Below are 18,460 nucleotides of genomic sequence, written 5' to 3'. Positions count from 1 at the left end.
CTACCGAGGACGAAAAACACATGTCGAACGACGACAAGCTCAGGGACTACCTCAAGCGCGTGATGGTGGACCTGCGCCACACCCGCAAGCAGTTGGGTGAGCTGGAGGCGAAGGACACCGAGCCCATCGCCATCGTCGGGATGTCCTGCCGCTACCCGGGCGGGGTCGGCTCGCCCGAGGACCTGTGGCAGCTGGTCTCCTCGGGCGCCGACGCCGTCTCCGCGTTCCCCACCGATCGCGGCTGGGACATGGACGCCGTCTACGACCCCGACCCCGAGCGGCCGGGCCGGACCTACGTGCGCGAGGGCGGCTTCCTCTACGACGCCGCCGACTTCGACCCGGCGTTCTTCGGGATCTCCCCCCGCGAGGCACTGGCGATGGACCCGCAGCAGCGCCTGCTGCTGCAGACCTCCTGGGAGGCCATCGAACGCGCGGGCATCGACCCGACCACGGTGCGCGGCACCCGCGCCGGCGTGTTCGTCGGCACCAACGGCCAGGACCACGCCTACCTCCAGCGGCCGGGCGACGAGGACGTCGAGGCCCACCTCGTCACCGCGAACACCGCGGCCGTCGTCTCCGGCCGCATCTCCTACGCCCTCGGCCTCGAAGGCCCGGCCGTCACCGTCGACACGGCCTGCTCGTCGTCACTGGTGGCCCTGCACCTGGCCGCCCAGGCCCTGCGCCAGGGCGAGTGCTCCCTCGCCCTGGCCGGCGGCGTGACCGTGATGGCCACCCCCAACACCTTCGTCGCGTTCAGCAGGCAGCGCGGCCTGTCGCCCGACGGCCGCTGCCGCGCCTTCTCGTCGTCCGCCGACGGCACCGGCATGTCCGAGGGCGTCGGCGTGCTCCTGCTGGAGCGGCTCTCCGACGCCCGCCGCCTCGGCCACGAGGTGCTCGCCGTCGTACGCGGCAGCGCCGTCAACCAGGACGGTGCCTCCAACGGCCTCACCGCACCCAACGGCCCCGCACAGATGCGGGTGATCCAGCAGGCCCTGGAGAGCGCACGACTGCCCGCGTCCCAGGTCGACGTCGTCGAGGCACACGGCACGGGCACCACCCTCGGCGACCCCATCGAAGCGGACGCGCTGCTCGCCACGTACGGCCGGGAACACTCCGGCGACCGCCCGCTGTGGCTGGGGTCGGTCAAGTCGAACATCGGGCACACCCAGGCGGCCGCCGGTGTCGCCGGTGTGATCAAGATGGTGATGGCGATCCGCAACGGCGTGCTGCCGCAGACGCTGCACGTGGACGAGCCGACCCCGCAGGTCGACTGGTCGGCCGGCGGCGTCAGGCTGCTGACCGAGGCCGTGCAGTGGCCGGAGTCCGACCACCCGCGCCGCGCCGCGGTCTCGGCCTTCGGCGTCAGCGGCACCAACGCCCACACGATCATCGAGCAGGCGCCCCCGGCCACCGAGGAGCCCGACGGGACCGCCGAGGCACCGGCCGCCGGCCCGCTGCCGTGGGTGCTCTCGGCGAAGACCGAGGCGGCCCTGCGGGCCCAGGCCGAGCGCCTGCTGACCCACGTGGAGGGCGTCCCCGGACCGGCGCCGGCCGACATCGGCCTTTCCCTCGCCACGACGCGCGCCACCTGGGACCGGCGGGCCGTCGTCGTCGGCGAAACCCTGGAGGAACTCACCGACGGCGTACGGGCCCTGGCGTCGGGCACCCCGTCCGCGTCCGTGGTCCAGGGCGCATCCCGCGCGGGCGGCAGGACCGGATTCCTGTTCTCCGGCCAGGGCTCGCAGCGCCTCGGCATGGGCCGGGAGCTGTACGAGGCGTTCCCGGTCTTCGCCACGGCGTACGACGAGGTGTGTGCACAGATCGGCGTCACGCTGGACGTCGCGTCGGAGGAGCTGCACCAGACCGGCGTGACCCAGCCCGCGTTGTTCGCGGTCGAGGTGGCGCTGTTCCGGCTGCTGGAGTCCTGGGACATCCGGCCCGACTTCGTGGCGGGTCACTCCGTGGGCGAGATCGCGGCCGCGCACGTGGCAGGAGTGCTGTCGCTGGAGGACGCGGCGACGCTGGTGTCGGCCCGTGCTGCGCTGATGCAGGCGCTGCCTGCCGGTGGTGCGATGGTGGCGGTTCAGGCCACTGAGGACGAGGTCCTGCCGCACCTGGCCGACGGGGTGGGCATCGCAGCGATCAACGGTCCGCGGTCCGTGGTGATTTCCGGTGCCGAGGACGCCGTGACGGAGATCGCCGAGCACTTCGCACAGCAGGGTCGTAAGACCTCGCGCCTTAAGGTCAGTCACGCGTTCCACTCGCCGTTGATGGATCCGATGCTGGAGGAGTTCGCGGCAGTCGTCCGTGGCCTGACCTTCAACGAGCCGCGGATCCCGGTCGTCTCCAACCTCACCGGCCGGCTGGCCGAGTCGTACACCCCCGACTACTGGGTCCGGCACGTCCGCGAAGCCGTCCGCTTCGCCGACGGCGTGCAGACCCTGCACGAGCTCGGCGTGACGACGTTCGTCGAGGTCGGCCCCGGCGGCGTGCTCAGCGGCATGGCACAGAGCTGCCTGGACGACGCCGTCACCGTCCCCGTCCTGCGCTCCGACCGCCCCGAGCGCCGGGCCGTCGTCACCGCGCTCGCCGAACTGCACGTCCACGGCATCTCCCCGGACTGGCAGACGCTCTTCCCCGGCGCGCGGAAGACCGACCTGCCCACCTACGCCTTCCAGCAGCAGCGCTTCTGGATGGAGACCCCGGACGACGCCGGGCCGGCCGTCGTGGACGCGGTCGACGCCGAGTTCTGGGCGACCGTCGAGCGCGAGGACGCCCAGTCGCTCGCCGCCACGCTGGGGCTGAGCGCCGAAGAACTGGACGTCGTCGTCCCGAAGCTGTCCGCCTGGCGCCGGCAGCGGCGCGAGCAGTCCGCCGTGGACGGCTGGCGCTACCGGGTGACCTGGCAGCCGCAGAACGGCCTGTCCGCCACGGACCTTCCCGGCACCTGGCTGTTCGCGGCACCCGAGGGCGACGAGTGGGCCGACTCGGTCCGCACGGCACTTCTCGGACGCGGCGCACACCTGATCCCGCTGGCGGTCACCGCCGACGCCGACCGCGAGTCGCTGGCCCGCGACCTGGCCGGGGCCACGGCCGGATCCGCCCCCCTGGACGGCGTGCTGTCGCTGCTCGCGATCGACGAGACCGGCTCGCCCGAGCACCCGGCGGTGTCCCAAGGGCTCGCGCGGACCGTCGCACTGACCCACGCGCTGGGCGACGCGGGCATCGACGCGCCGCTGTGGTGCGCGACCCGCGGGGCGGTGGCCACCGGCCGCCCGGACGACGCGCCGCTCAGCGCCGTGCAGCACCAGATCTGGGGCTTCGGCCGCTCCCTCGCCCTCGAACACCCCCGCCGCTGGGGCGGCCTCATCGACCTGCCCCCGGCGGTCGACGAGCGCGCCGCCGGCCGCATCGCCGCCGTGCTGAGCCGGCCCGCAGGGACGGCCGAGGACCAGGTCGCCGTCCGCACGTCCGGCGTGTTCACCGCCCGCCTGACCCACGCCCCGCGCACCGCCGGGCGGCCGTGGTCGCCGCGCGGCACGGTACTGATCACCGGTGGTACGGGCGCCCTGGGCGGCCACGTCGCCCGCTGGCTCGCCGGAGCCGGCGCCGAGCACCTGGTGCTGACCAGCCGACGCGGTGCCGACGCGCCCGGCGCGGCCGCACTGAAGGCCGAACTGGAGGACCTGGGGGCCGCCGTCACCCTCGCCGCCTGCGACGTCGCCGACCGCGACGCGGTGGCGCAGCTCCTCGCCGAGCACACCTTCACCGCCGTGTTCCACGCCGCCGGCGTGGAACAACTCGCCCCGTTCGACGAGCTGACCCCGGCCGACTACGCCCGCACCATGACGGCGAAGGTCGCCGGCGCCACGCACCTGGACGAACTGCTCGGCGAGCAGGACCTCGACGCCTTCGTCCTCTTCTCCTCGATCGCCGGTGTGTGGGGCAGCGGGCAGCAGACCGCCTACGCGGCCGCGAACGCCCACCTCGACGGGCTCGCCGGGCAGCGCCGGGCCAGGGGCCTGGCCGCGACGGCCATCGCCTGGGGCCCCTGGGCCGACGGCGGCATGGTGACCGACGCCGACGAGGAGCACCTGCGCCGCCGGGGCGTCATCACCCTGCCCGCCGCACTCGCCGTCACCGCGGTGCAGTCCGCCCTGGACTGCGACGACACCACCGTCGTCGTGGCCGACATGGACTGGGAGCGGTTCATCGGACCGTTCACCCTCGGCCGCCCGAGCCCCCTCCTCTCCGAGCTCCCCGAGGTGCTCCGCACCCGGAACACGGCGCCGGCCGACGGCACCACGGGCACCGTCCCGCTGGCGGCCGAGCTGGCCGGGCTGCCGGAGGCCAAGCGCGCGGCGACCGTGCTCGACCTGGTCCGCGCGCACGTCGCAGCCGTGCTCGGCCACGCCGGAGCGGCAGACGTGGAGCCGGACCGCGCGTTCAAGGACCTCGGCTTCGACTCGCTGACCGCGGTCGAACTCCGCAACAGGATCAACACGGCCACCGGCCTCGCGCTGCCGCCCACGCTGGTCTTCGACTACCCCAACGCCTCGGCCCTCGCCCACTTCCTCCTGACCGAGCTCCTCGGCTCGCAGGCCGCCGCACCGGGCGAGCAGCGCACGGCCGCCGTCGACGACGAGCCGATCGCGATCGTCGCGATGAGCTGCCACCTGCCCGGCGGGATCGACTCGCCCGAGGAGCTCTGGAACCTCGTGGCAGCCGGCGGCGACGCCGTGTCGGAGTTCCCGTCCGACCGCGGCTGGGACACCGACGACCTCTACGATCCCGACCCCGAACGCCCCGGCAAGACCTACACGCGCGAAGGCGGCTTCCTCTACGACGCCACCGACTTCGACGCCGCCTTCTTCGGGATCTCGCCGCGCGAAGCCCTGGCGATGGACCCGCAGCAGCGAGTCCTGCTGGAGACCTCCTGGGAGGCGTTCGAGCGCGCTGGCCTGACCCCCGCACAGGTCCGCGGCAGCCGCACCGGCGTGTTCGTCGGCATGGCCTACCAGGGCTACGGAGCCGACGTGCGCCGCACGCCCGAAGGCGTCGAGGGACACCGGCTGGTCGGCGGCGCGTCCAGCGTCGTCTCCGGCCGGGTCGCCTACTCCTTCGGCCTGGAGGGCCCGGCCGTCACCATCGACACGGCCTGTTCGTCCTCGCTCGTCGCCCTGCACCTCGCCATCCAGTCGCTGCGCAACGGCGAGTGCACGATGGCGCTCGCCGGCGGCGTCACGGTCATGGCCAGCCCCAACGTCTTCGTGGAGTTCAGCCGCCAGCGCGGTCTGTCGGCCGACGGCCGCTGCAAGGCGTTCGGCGCGGGAGCGGACGGCACCGGCTGGTCCGAGGGCGTGGGCGTCGTGCTCGTCGAGCGCCTCAGCGACGCCGTCCGCAACGGTCACGAGGTCCTCGCGGTCGTCCGGGGCAGCGCCGTCAACCAGGACGGCGCGTCCAACGGCCTGACCGCCCCCAACGGTCCCGCGCAGCAGCGGGTCATCCGCCAGGCCCTGGCGTCGGCAGGGCTCGCCTCCGCCGACGTGGACGTGGTGGAGGCGCACGGCACGGGCACCGCGCTCGGCGACCCCATCGAGGCGCAGGCCCTGCTGGCGACGTACGGCCAGGACCGCTCCGAGGACGAGCCCCTGTGGCTGGGCTCGCTGAAGTCGAACATCGGCCACACGCAGGCCGCCGCGGGCGTCGCCGGTGTGATCAAGATGGTCATGGCGATGCGCCACGGCGTGCTGCCGCGCACGCTGCACGCCGATGAGCGCACGCCGCACGTGGACTGGTCGGCGGGCGCGGTGCGGCTGCTGACCGACGAGGTCCGGTGGCCGGAGTCCGGCCGCCCGCGCCGTGCGGGCATCTCGGCCTTCGGCGTCAGCGGCACCAACGCGCACACCATCATCGAGCAGGCCCCCGCCGCAGTGGAGCCTGCCCCCACCCCGGACTCCGGTGCGGTCGTGCCGTGGGTGCTGTCGGGCAAGGGCGAGCCGGCGCTGCGCGCCCAGGCGGCCCGGCTGGCCGAGCACCTCGACGCACAGCCGGACTGGACACCGGCCGACATCGGCCTCTCCTTGGCCGCGCGGGCGACGTTCGAGGACCGTGCGGTGCTCATCGCACAGGGCCCGGACGGGCTCCGGTCGGCGCTGGCCGCCCTCGCGGCCGGCGAACCCGCGGCGAACGTGGTGCTGGGACGCGCCCGCACCGAGGGCAAGACCGGCTTCCTGTTCTCGGGCCAGGGTTCGCAGCGGCTGGGGATGGGGCGTGAGCTGTACGAGACGTTCCCGGTGTTCGCGGATGCGTACGACGAGGTCTGCGCGCACCTGGGCATGACGTGGGACGTCGACTCGGAGGAACTGCACCAGACGGGTGTCACTCAGCCCGCGTTGTTCGCGGTCGAGGTGGCGTTGTTCCGGCTGCTGGAGTCGTGGGGCATTCGGCCCGACTACGTGGCCGGGCACTCTGTGGGCGAGATTGCTGCGGCTCATGTTGCTGGCGTGCTGTCGCTGGAGGACGCGGCGAGCCTGGTGTCGGCCCGGGCCCGGCTGATGCAGGCGCTGCCTGCCGGCGGTGCGATGGTGGCGGTGCAGGCCACGGAGGACGAGGTCCTGCCGCACCTGACCGACGAGCTGGGCATCGCAGCGATCAATGGCCCGCGGTCCGTGGTGATTTCCGGTGCCGAGGACGCCGTGACGGAGATCGCCGAGGTCTTCGCCCAGCAGGGGCGCAAGACGTCCCGCCTGAAGGTCAGCCATGCCTTCCACTCGCCGCTGATGGACCCGATGCTGGAGGACTTCGCGGCAGTCGTCCGCGGGCTGACGTTCAACGAGCCGCAGATTCCGGTCGTCTCCAACCTCACCGGCCGGCTGGCCGAGACGTACACCCCCGACTACTGGGTGCGGCACGTCCGCGAGGCCGTCCGCTTCGCCGACGGCGTCCAGGCGCTGCACGACGAGGGCGTCACCACCTTCGTCGAGGTCGGTCCCGGTGGTGTGCTCAGCGGGATGACGCAGAACTGCCTGGAGGCTGACGAGGTCGTCACCGTGCCCGTCCTGCGCGCCGACCGCCCCGAGCGCCAGGCCGTCGTCACCGCGCTCGCCGAACTGCACGTCCACGGCACCACTCCGGACTGGCAGGCGTTCTTCCCGGGCACCCGCCGCGTCGACCTGCCCACCTATGCGTTCCAGCGCGAGCGCTACTGGCTGGAAGGCGAGGAGCTGACCGCTGCCGGTGGCCCGGTCGACGAGGTGGAGTCCGGCTTCTGGGACACCGTGGAGCGGGAGGACCTGGAGTCCCTCGCCGCGACCCTGGGCGTCGGCACGGACGAATCGCTCAGCGCGATCCTGCCCCGGCTGTCCGCCTGGCGGCGTCAGCGCCGCGACCAGTCCGTGGTCGACGGCTGGCGCTACCACGTCACGTGGAAGCCGCTCGGTGCGCTCCCGGAGAGCGGCGCCACCGGCACGTGGCTGCTCGTGATCGCCGACGAGACCGACTGGACGGCCTCGGTCCGTACCGCTCTCACCGAACGCGGCCTGGAGCCGGTGACGCTCGTCGCCGGCCCCGGCACCGACCGCGCGGCGCTGGCGGCGGAGCTGGCCGGCACCGGTCCCGTGGCCGGTGTGCTGTCGCTGCTGGCCGAGGACGAGAACCCCTCGGCCGGTCACCCCGCCCTCCCGCACGGCCTCGCCGCGACCCTCCTGCTCGTACAGGCCCTGGGCGACGCGGGCATCGACGCACCCCTGTGGTGCGCGACCCGCGGGGCAGTGGCCACCGGCCGCTCCGACCGCCTCGACCGTCCGGTGCAGGCGCAGGTGTGGGGCTTCGGCCGGGCGGCGGCCCTGGAGTACCCGCAGCGCTGGGGCGGTCTGCTCGACCTCCCCGAGCAGCTGGACGCCCGTACGGCGGCCCGTGTCGTCGGCGTCCTCGGGCAGTCGGCGGAGGACCAGGTGGCGGTGCGCGCCTCGGGTGTCTTCGGCCGCCGGATGGTGCGGGCCACCCGCAGCGCCGGACCCGACCGGCAGTGGTCGCCGCGCGGCACGGTGCTGATCACCGGTGGTACGGGTGCGCTGGGCGGGCACGTCGCCCGCTGGCTCGCCGGTGCCGGAGCCGAGCACCTGGTGCTCACCAGCCGGCGCGGCCCCGCCGCGCCGGGAGCCGCCGAACTCGTCGCCGAGCTGGAAGAACTCGGCGCCAAGGCCACCGTCGTGGCCTGTGACGCGGCCGACCGGGACGCCCTGAAGGCGCTGCTGGCCGAGCACCCCGTCAACGCCGTCGTGCACGCGGCGGGCGTCGGCGACCACGCCATGATCGAGGACACCGGCCCGGCCGCCTTCGGCGCCACAGTTTCGGCGAAGGCGGCGGGCGCCACGCACCTGGACGAGCTGCTGGCCGGTCAGGACCTCGACGCGTTCGTCCTGTTCTCGTCGGGCGCGGGCATCTGGGGCGGCGCCAGCCAGGGCGCCTACTCGGCGGCCAACGCCTACCTGGACGCCCTGGCCGCACACCGGCGGGCGCACGGCCGCACCGCCCTCGCCGTCTCCTGGGGCGGCTGGGCCGAAGGCGGCATGGCCGGCGTCGGTGACGGAGAGGAGATGCTGCGCCGCCGGGGCCTGCCGCCTATGCAGCCCGCACTCGCCATCTCCGCGCTCCGGCAGGCGCTGGCCGACGACGAGACCACCCTGACCGTGGCGGACTTCGACTGGGAGCGGTTCATCGGACCGTTCACGGTCACCCGCCCGAGCGCACTGCTGTCCGACGTGCCCGAGGTGCGCCGCGCGCTGGAGGCCCCGGCCGCCGGCACCGCCGACGCCGGCGGCTCGCCGCTGGCCGAGGAGCTGGCCGGACTGTCGGCGGGCGAACAGGACCGCGTCCTGGTGGACCTGGTCCGCACCCACGCGGCGGCCGTCCTCGGCCACACCGGCACCGCGGGGGTGGAGCCGGACCGTGCCTTCAAGGACCTCGGCTTCGACTCGCTCACCGCCGTCGAGCTGCGGAACAAGCTCACCGCCGACACCGGTCTGAAGCTCCCCACCACCCTGGTCTTCGACTACCCGAACACCACGGCCCTGGCCCACTTCCTGCGCACCGGGCTCCTCGGATCGCAGGCCGCCGCGCTGCCGGAGCAGCGTACGGCCGCCGTCGACCACGAGCCCATCGCGATCGTGGCGATGAGCTGCCGCCTCCCCGGCGGGGTCACCTCGCCCGAGGCCCTGTGGCAGCTCGTGACGTCCGGCGGGGACGCCATCGCGGGCTTCCCCGAGGACCGCGGCTGGGACGTCGACGGCCTCTACGACCCCGACCCCGGCACGCCCGGCAAGACGTACGCGCGCGACGGCGGCTTCCTCTACGACGCGGGCGACTTCGACGCCGCTCTCTTCGGGATCTCGCCGCGCGAGGCACTGGCGATGGACCCGCAGCAGCGACTGCTGCTGGAGACCACGTGGGAGGCGTTCGAGCGCGCGGGAATGGACCCCGCCTCGCTGAAGGGCAGCCGCACGGGCGTGTTCGTCGGCATGTCCTACCAGGGCTACGGCGCCGGCCTCCCGGAGGTCCCCGAGGGCGTCGAGGGCCACCTGCTCACCGGCAGCGCCGCGAGCGTCGTCTCCGGGCGCGTGGCCTACTCGTTCGGCCTGGAAGGCCCCGCCGTCACCGTCGACACCGCCTGCTCGTCGTCGCTGGTCGCCCTGCACCTCGCCATCCAGTCGCTGCGCAACGGCGAGAGCACGATGGCCGTCGCGGGCGGCGTGAACGTCATGGCCGTACCGGCCGCGTTCGTGGAGTTCAGCCGGCAGCGCGGCCTGTCGGCCGACGGCCGCTGCAAGGCGTTCGGCGCGGAAGCGGACGGCACCGGCTGGGCGGAGGGCGCGGGCGTCGTGCTCGTCGAGCGCCTCGGCGACGCCCTCCGCAACGGTCACGAGGTCCTCGCCGTGGTGCGCGGCAGCGCCATCAACCAGGACGGCGCGTCCAACGGCCTGACCGCCCCCAACGGCCCCGCGCAGCAGCGGGTCATCCGGCAGGCCCTGGCCTCGGCCGGCCTCACCGAGACCGACGTGGACGTCGTCGAGGCGCACGGCACCGGCACCGCGCTCGGCGACCCCATCGAGGCGCAGGCCCTGCTGGCGACGTACGGCCAGGGCCGCGGCGACGACGAGCCGCTGTGGCTGGGCTCGCTGAAGTCGAACATCGGCCACGCCCAGGCGGCCTCCGGCGTCGCCGGCGTGATCAAGATGGTCATGGCCATGCGCCACGGCGTCCTCCCCAGGACGCTCCACGCGGACGAGCCGACGCCGCACGTGGACTGGTCGGCCGGCGCCGTGCGGCTGCTGACCGAAGAGGTCCCGTGGCCGCAGTCCGGCCGTCCCCGCCGTGCCGGCATCTCGTCCTTCGGCGTCAGCGGCACCAACGCGCACACGATCATCGAGCAGGCCCCGGCGACGGAGCCCGTCGCCGTCGCCCCGGCCGGGGACGCCCCGGCCACCGTGCCGTGGGTGCTGTCCGGCAAGACCGAGGAGGCCCTGCGGGCCCAGGCCGAACGCCTGTTGTCCCACGTGGCCGAGACGGCCGGGCCGTCGCCCGCCGACGTCGGCTTCTCGCTCGCCACCACCCGGGCCGCGCTGGAGCACCGCGCCGCCGTGGTCGGTGACGACCGTGCCCCGCTCCTCGACGGCCTGCGGGCCCTGGCGGCCGGGGAGCCCGCTCCCGGCGTCGTGACCGGCCGCGCCGGCGGCGGCCAGGTCGGGTTCCTCTTCTCCGGGCAGGGCTCGCAACGGCCCGGCATGGGACGCGAGCTGTACGCGGCGTTCCCCGCCTTCGCGGAGGCGTACGACCAGGTGTGCGCCCACCTCGACCGGCACCTCGACCGGCCGCTGCGGGACGTGGCCTTCGGCGACGACGCCGACGAGCTGAACCGCACCCTCTTCACGCAGCCCGCCCTGTTCGCGACCGAGGTGGCGCTGTTCCGGCTCCTCGCCTCATGGGGCATCCGGCCCGACTACGTCGCCGGCCACTCCGTCGGCGAGATCGCCGCGGCGCACGTGGCCGGGGTGCTGTCGCTGGAGGACGCGGCCACGCTGGTGACCGCCCGCGCCCGGCTGATGCAGGCGCTGCCCGAGGGCGGCGCGATGGTGGCGGTCCAGGCCACCGAGGACGAGGTCCTGCCGCACCTCACCGAACGGGTGGGCATCGCGGCCGTCAACGGACCCTCGTCCGTGGTGGTCTCCGGCGCCGAGGACGCCGTGGCGGCCGTCGCCGCGGTCTTCTCCGAGCAGGGACGCAAGACCTCCCGGCTCCAGGTGAGCCACGCCTTCCACTCGCCGCTCATGGACCCGATGCTCGACGAGTTCGCCCGCGTCGTCGGAGAGCTCACCTTCGGCAAGCCGCGCATCCCGGTCGTCTCCAACCTCACCGGGCAGCCGGCGGACACGTACACCGCCGACTACTGGGTCCGGCACGTGCGCGAGGCCGTCCGCTTCGCCGACGGCATCCGGACCCTGAACGACCTGGGCGTGACGCGGTTCGTGGAGATCGGCCCCGGCGGCGTGCTGAGCGCGCTGACGCAGGGCTGCCTGGCGGACACGGCCGACGTGATCACCATTGCCGCCCTCCGCGCGGGCAGCCCGGAACCCGAGGCGCTCACCGGCGCCGTCGCACAGATCCACGTGCACGGCGTACCCGTCGACTGGGACGCGTTCTTCACCGGCCACGGCGCCCGCCGGGTGGACCTGCCGACCTACGCCTTCCAGCACCGGCGGTACTGGCTGGAGACCACCGCGCCCACGGCCGCCCCCGCGGGCACCGACGCCGTCGAGGCCGGCTTCTGGGAGACGGTGGAGCGCGAGGACGCCCAGGCCCTCGCCGCCACCCTCGACCTGCCCGCCGAGCAACTGGACGCGGTGCTGCCCCGGCTGTCCGCGTGGCGCCGGCAGCGGCGCGAGGAATCCGTGGTGGACGGCTGGTCCTACCGCGCCGGCTGGAAGCCGCTGAACGGTCGCTGGAACCGCGAACTGTCCGGCTCCTGGCTCTTCCTGACCACCCAGGAGACCGAGTGGACCACCGCCGTCCGCGACGGACTCACGGCACGCGGGGCACAGATCGTCCCCGTCGCGGTCGACCCCGCCACGGACCGCGGCACACTGCTGCGGCAGCTTGAGGACGCCGTCCGGGAGACCCCGGTCGAGGGCGTGGTCTCCCTGCTCGGCATCGACGAGCGGCCCCACCCCGGGCACACGGCACTCACCGTCGGCACCGCGCTGTCCGTCCTGCTCGTCCAGGCACTGGGCGACGCGGGCATCGACGCGCCGCTGTGGGCACTGACCAGGTCGGCGATGTCGACCGGCCGTTCGGACGCGACGCCGAGCGCCGCCCAGAACGCCGTCTGGGGCCTCGGCCGCGTCGCCGCGCTGGAACACTCGCGGCGCTGGGGCGGCCTCGTCGACCTCCCCGAGACGATCGACAACCGGGTCACCGGCCGCCTCGCCGCAGTGCTCGGCCAGTCGGCCGAGGACCAGGTCGCCGTCCGCGCCCGCGGCGTGTTCGGCCGCAGGCTCTCCCACGCCACCACCGGCCGCAGCGACCGGGCCGGCCGGCGGTGGTCGCCGCGGGGCACGGTGCTCATCACGGGCGGTACGGGTGCGCTGGGCGGCCACGTCGCCCGCTGGCTGGCCGGTGCCGGTGCGGAGCACCTGGTGCTCACCAGCCGGCGGGGCCCGGCCGCGCCGGGAGCCGCCGAACTCGCCACGGAGCTGGAGGCAGCGGGCGTGCGCGTGACCGTCGCCGCCTGTGACGTGGCCGACCGCGCGGCACTGGCCGCACTGCTCGCCGAGCACCCCGTGAACGCCGTCGTGCACACCGCCGGCGTGGACCACCTGGAACCGTTCGACGACATGACGCTCGGCTCCTTCGCCGCCGTCCTGTCCGCGAAGGCCGCCGGCGCGATCCACCTGGACGAGCTACTGGCAGGCCGGGAGCTCGACGCCTTCGTCCTCTTCTCGTCCATCGCGGGCGTCTGGGGCAGCGGCCACCAGGCCGCCTACGCCGCGGCCAACGCCGCGCTCGACGGGCTCGCCGAGCGTCGGCGCGCCCAGGGCCTGCCCGCGACCGCGGTGGCCTGGGGCCCCTGGGGCGACGGCGGCATGGCCGAAGGCGACGGCGCGGCCGAACGACTCCGGCGCCGCGGCCTGATCCCGATGCCCGCCGCGCTCGCGGTCTCCGGCCTCCGGCAGGCACTGGACTCCGGCGAGACGACCGTGACCGTGGCCGACATCGACTGGGAACGGTTCATCACCCCGTTCACCGTGGGCCGTCCGAGCGCCCTGCTCGGCGACCTCCCGGAGACCGAACGGATCCTCAACGCCACCGGCCGCACCGACGAGGGCGGCGCAGCCGCCGACTCGCCACTGGCCGCCCGGCTCGCCGGACTGTCCGGGACCGAGCAGCACACGCTGCTCGTCGAGCTCGTCCGCACGCACGCGGCAGCCGTGCTCGGCCACAGCGGCGCCGGCGAGGTCGAAGCCGACCGGGCCTTCAAGGACCTGGGATTCGACTCGCTGACCGCCGTCGAACTGCGCAACAAGCTCAACACCGAGACCGGCCTCGCACTGCCGCCCACCCTGGTCTTCGACTACCCGAACGCCAACGCCCTCGCCCAGCTGCTGCGCACCGAGATCACCGGCCGCAGCGCGACGACGGCCCCGGCACCGGCGCCGGTGAGCGCGCCGACAGCGGACGACGACCCGATCGCCATCGTCGGCATGGCCTGCCGCTACCCCGGCGGCGTCCGTTCGCCCGAGGACCTGTGGCAGCTGGTCGTCTCCGGCAGCGACGCCATAGGGGACTTCCCGGCCGACCGCGGCTGGGACGTCGACGGCATCTACGACCCCGACCCCGACGCGCTGGGCAAGACCTACACGCGGCACGGCGGATTCCTCTACGAGGCCGGGGAGTTCGACCCGGCGTTCTTCGGGATCAGCCCGCGCGAGGCCGTCGCCATGGACCCGCAGCAGCGGCTGCTGCTCGAAACCTCGTGGGAGGTCCTCGAACGCGCCGGCATCGACAGCGAGTCCGTCCGCGGAAGCCGCACCGGGGTCTTCGTCGGATCCGGCTACCAGGACTACGCGGCACAGGCGCTCAACGCGGTCGACGACTCCGAGGGATTCTTCGGCACCGGCAACTCCGCCAGCATCATGTCCGGCCGCATCGCCTACACCCTCGGCCTGGAGGGCCCGGCGGTCACCATCGACACGGCGTGCTCGTCGTCGCTGGTGGCGCTGCACTGGGCAGTACAGGCGCTGCGCAACGGCGAGTGCTCCATGGCACTGGCCGGCGGCGTGATGGTGATGTCCACTCCCCGGGCCTTCGTGGAGTTCAGCCGCCAGCGCGGCCTCGCCGTCGACGGCCGCTGCAAGGCGTTCGCCGCGGCCGCCGACGGCACCGGCTGGTCCGAGGGCGTCGGCATGCTCCTGGTGGAGCGGCTCTCCGACGCCCGCCGTAACGGACACCAGGTGCTCGCGGTCGTCCGCGGTACCGCCATCAACCAGGACGGCGCGTCCAACGGGCTGACCGCCCCGAACGGCCCCGCGCAGCAGCGGGTCATCCGCCAGGCGCTCGGCGCCGCCGGCCTCACCGCCGCCGGCGTGGACGCGGTGGAAGCGCACGGCACGGGCACGCGGCTCGGCGACCCGATCGAGGCCCAGGCGCTGATGGCGACCTACGGCCGCGAGCGGAACGACGGGCAGCCGCTGTGGCTGGGATCCCTGAAGTCCAACATCGGTCACACCCAGGCCGCCGCCGGTGTCGGCGGCATCATCAAGATGGTCATGGCCATGCGCCACGGCGTGCTGCCGCGGACGCTGCACGTGGACGAGCCGACGCCGCACGTGGACTGGACGGCCGGCGACGTCCGCCTGCTCACCGAGGCCATCGACTGGCCGGAGTCCGGTCACCCCCGGCGGGCGGGCATCTCGTCCTTCGGCGTCAGTGGCACCAACGCCCACACCATCATCGAACAGGCCCCGCCGGCCCCGGCCGAGGACGACACCGCCCCGGTGACGGCGGCCCCGGCCCCGCTGCCCTGGCTGCTCTCCGCCAAGAGCGGCGCGGCACTCCGCGACCAGGCACGACGGCTGCTGTCCTTCGTGGACGACGGGACGTCACCGGCCGACGTCGGCCTCTCGCTGGCCACCACCCGCACCGCCCTGCGCCACCGGGCGGCAGTGGTGGGGGAGACCCATGACGACTTCGTCCAGGGGCTCAAGGACCTGGCCGCCGGTACGCCGTCGTCCCGCGTCGTCCAGGGCAAGCCGGAAGGCAAGACCGGCTTCCTGTTCTCGGGCCAGGGTTCGCAGCGGCTGGGGATGGGGCGTGAGCTGTACGAAGCGTTCCCGGTGTTCGCCGACGCGTACGACGAGGTGTGCGCGCATCTGGAGGAGTCCGTCGACGTCGAGTCGGAGGAGCTGCACCAGACGGGTGTCACTCAGCCTGCGTTGTTCGCGGTCGAGGTGGCGCTGTTCCGGCTGCTGGAGTCGTGGGGGGTGCGGCCGGATTACGTGGCCGGGCACTCCGTGGGTGAGATTGCTGCTGCCCATGTGGCGGGCGTGCTGTCGCTGGAGGACGCAGCCAAGCTGGTGTCCGCGCGTGCTCAGCTCATGCAGGCGCTGCCCGCAGGTGGGGCGATGGTGGCCGTACAGGCCACCGAGGACGAGGTCCTGCCGCACCTGACCGACGAGGCCGGCATTGCGGCGATCAACGGTCCGCAGTCTGTGGTGATCTCCGGTGCCGAAGACGCTGTGACGCAGGTCGCCGAGGTCTTCGCACAGCAGGGGCGCAAGACGTCCCGCCTGAAGGTCAGCCACGCCTTCCACTCGCCGCTGATGGACCCCATGCTGGAGAAGTTCGCGGCAGTCGTCCGCGATCTGACCTTCAACGAGCCGCGGATCCCGGTGGTCTCCAACCTCACCGGCCGGCTGGCGGAGTCCTACACCCCCGACTACTGGGTGCGGCACGTCCGCGAGGCCGTCCGCTTCGCCGACGGCGTCCAGACCCTGCACGAGCTCGGCGTCACCACCTTCGTGGAGGTCGGCCCCGGCGGTGTGCTCAGCGGGATGACGCAGAGCTGCCTGGAGGAAGCGGTCACCGTGCCGGTGCTGCGCAACGACCGTCCCGAGCGGCCGGCCCTCACCACGGCCCTCGCCCAGCTGCACAACCACGGTGCCCCGGTGGGCTGGAGTGCGTTCTTCGCCGGTGCGCGGAAGGTCGATCTGCCGACGTACGCGTTCCAGCACCAGCGGTACTGGGTGGACGCGCCGGAGCCCACCGTCACGGCAACGGACCCGGTGGACGCCGAGTTCTGGGAGACGGTGGAACGCGAGGACCTTGAGGCCCTCGCCGGAACCCTCGACATCCGTGCCGAGGACACGTTCGGCGACGTCCTGCCGCGCCTGTCGTCGTGGCGCCGGCAGCGCAAGGAACAGTCCGCCGCGGACGCCCTGCGCTACCGGATCACCTGGAAGCGCATCTCCGCCCCCAACGGCACGGCGCGGCCCGGCACCTGGCTCGTCCCCGTCAGCGCCGCGCAACGCGACGAGGACTGGGTCACCGCCTGTCTGCATGGGCTGACGGCCCAGGGCCTCACCCCGCTGCCCGTCCCGGTCGACCCGGACGCCGGCCGGGAGTCCCTGGCCGCGCAACTCGCCGCCGCCGCGGGGAACGAGCCCGTCGCGGGAGTGCTGTCGCTGCTCGCCATCGACGGCTCTCCCTCCCCGGTCACGTCCCTGACCAGCGGCGTCGCGCTGTCCGTCCTGCTCGTCCAGGCGCTCGGCGACGCGGGGGTCGAGGCACCGCTGTGGTGCGTGACGCGGAACGCGATGGGCGTGACCCCCGCCGACGAGCCGGCGGACCCCGTCCAGTCCCAGGTGTGGGGCCTCGGCCGGGTGGTCGCGCTGGAGCACTCCTCGCGCTGGGGCGGTCTGATCGACCTGCCCGCCACGATCGACGGCCGGACCGCCGAACGACTCGTCGCGACGCTGGGCCAGTCGGCCGAGGACCAGGTCGCCGTCCGCGCGGCCGGAGTGTTCGTACGCCGCCTCGCACGGGTCACCGACGCCCGGGGCACCGGAGCACGGGCCGGCCGGCGGTGGTCGCCGCGGGGCACGGTGCTGATCACGGGTGGTACGGGTGCGCTGGGCGGCCATGTCGCCCGGTGGCTGGCCGGTGCCGGTGCGGAGCACGTGGTGCTCACCAGCCGGCGGGGCATCGACGCCCCCGGTGCGGCCGGCCTCAAGGCCGAACTGGAGACCATGGGTGCTCGCGTGACCGTGGCCGCCTGTGACGTGGCCGACCGCGCGGCACTGGCCGCACTGCTCGCCGAGCACCCCGTGAACGCCGTCGTGCACGCGGCCGGCACTGCCGAGCCGGGCATGCTCGCCGAGACCGGCCTCGACGACTTCGCGGCCACGGTCGCCGCCAAGGCCCTGGGCGCCGTGCACCTCGACGAGCTGCTGGGCGACCGGGAGCTGGACGCCTTCGTCCTCTTCTCCTCCATCTCCGGTATCTGGGGCGGCGGCGGACAGGCCGCGTACTCGGCCGCCAACGCCTTCCTCGACGGCCTGGCGGAACACCGCCGGGCCCGGGGGCTCGCCGCGACCGCGATCGCCTGGGGCCCGTGGGGCGAGGGCGGCATGGTCGCCGACACCGGGGACGAGGAGCGGCTGCGGCTGCGCGGCCTGACCGTGCTCCGGCCGGAACAGGCGATCTCCGTCCTGCACGGCGTGCTGGACAGCGGGGATGCCGCGGTCACCGTGGCGGACGTCGACTGGGCACGGTTCGTCGTCCCGTTCACCCTCAGCCGGCCGAGCGCCCTGCTGAGCGAGCTGCCCGAGGTCGGCAACGCCCTGGCCGGGGAGCCCGAGGCGCGGGCCGCCGAGCCGTCGGCGCTGCGGCAGAAGCTGTCCGGGCTGTCCGAGGGCGAGCAGGAGCGCCTCCTCGTGGACACGGTGTGCGCCCACGCGGCGGCCGTCCTCGGCCACAGCGGCTCCGCAGCGGTCGAACCCGACCTGGCGTTCCGGGACCTGGGCTTCGACTCGCTGACGGCCGTGGAGCTGCGCAACCTGCTCACCGCCGACACGGGCCTGACCCTGTCCGCGACGCTGGTCTTCGACTGCCCGACGCCCCAGGCGATCGCCCGGTACCTGCGGGCCGAACTCGCCGGCGACGGGGGCCCGGCCGAGGTCTCCGTCTTCGGTGAACTGGACCGCCTGGAGTCGGTGATCACGACGGTCGCCGCCGCCGAGGAGACGGTCCGGTCGGGGGTCCGCAGGCGACTGCAGGAACTGCTGTCCCTGATGAACGCCACCGGTGACCGGGGGGAGGAATCCGCCGTCGCCCAGCGAAAGCTGGAGGACGCGACGGTCGACGACATCTTCGATCTGATCGATCAAGATCTAGAAAATTCCTAGTT

At 74.0% G+C, this 18,460-nt stretch carries 1 protein-coding gene; it reads left to right on the top strand.

The window, feature by feature from the left end; translation table 11 throughout:
• Positions 1 to 20 precede the first annotated feature (20 nt).
• Complete coding sequence (locus LE181_RS03190; protein WP_225659344.1) at positions 21 to 18,458, top strand: type I polyketide synthase; 18,438 nt, start codon at positions 21 to 23, stop codon at positions 18,456 to 18,458.
• The last annotated feature ends 2 nt before the right edge of the window (positions 18,459 to 18,460 follow it).

Origin of the sequence: Streptomyces sichuanensis (genome assembly GCF_020328095.1) — a bacterium.
In the GTDB taxonomy this organism is placed as follows: domain Bacteria; phylum Actinomycetota; class Actinomycetes; order Streptomycetales; family Streptomycetaceae; genus Streptomyces; species Streptomyces cinnamoneus.
The sequence above is the reverse complement of the archived record's forward strand: the minus strand, read 5'-3'. Positions and strand labels throughout refer to the sequence as shown.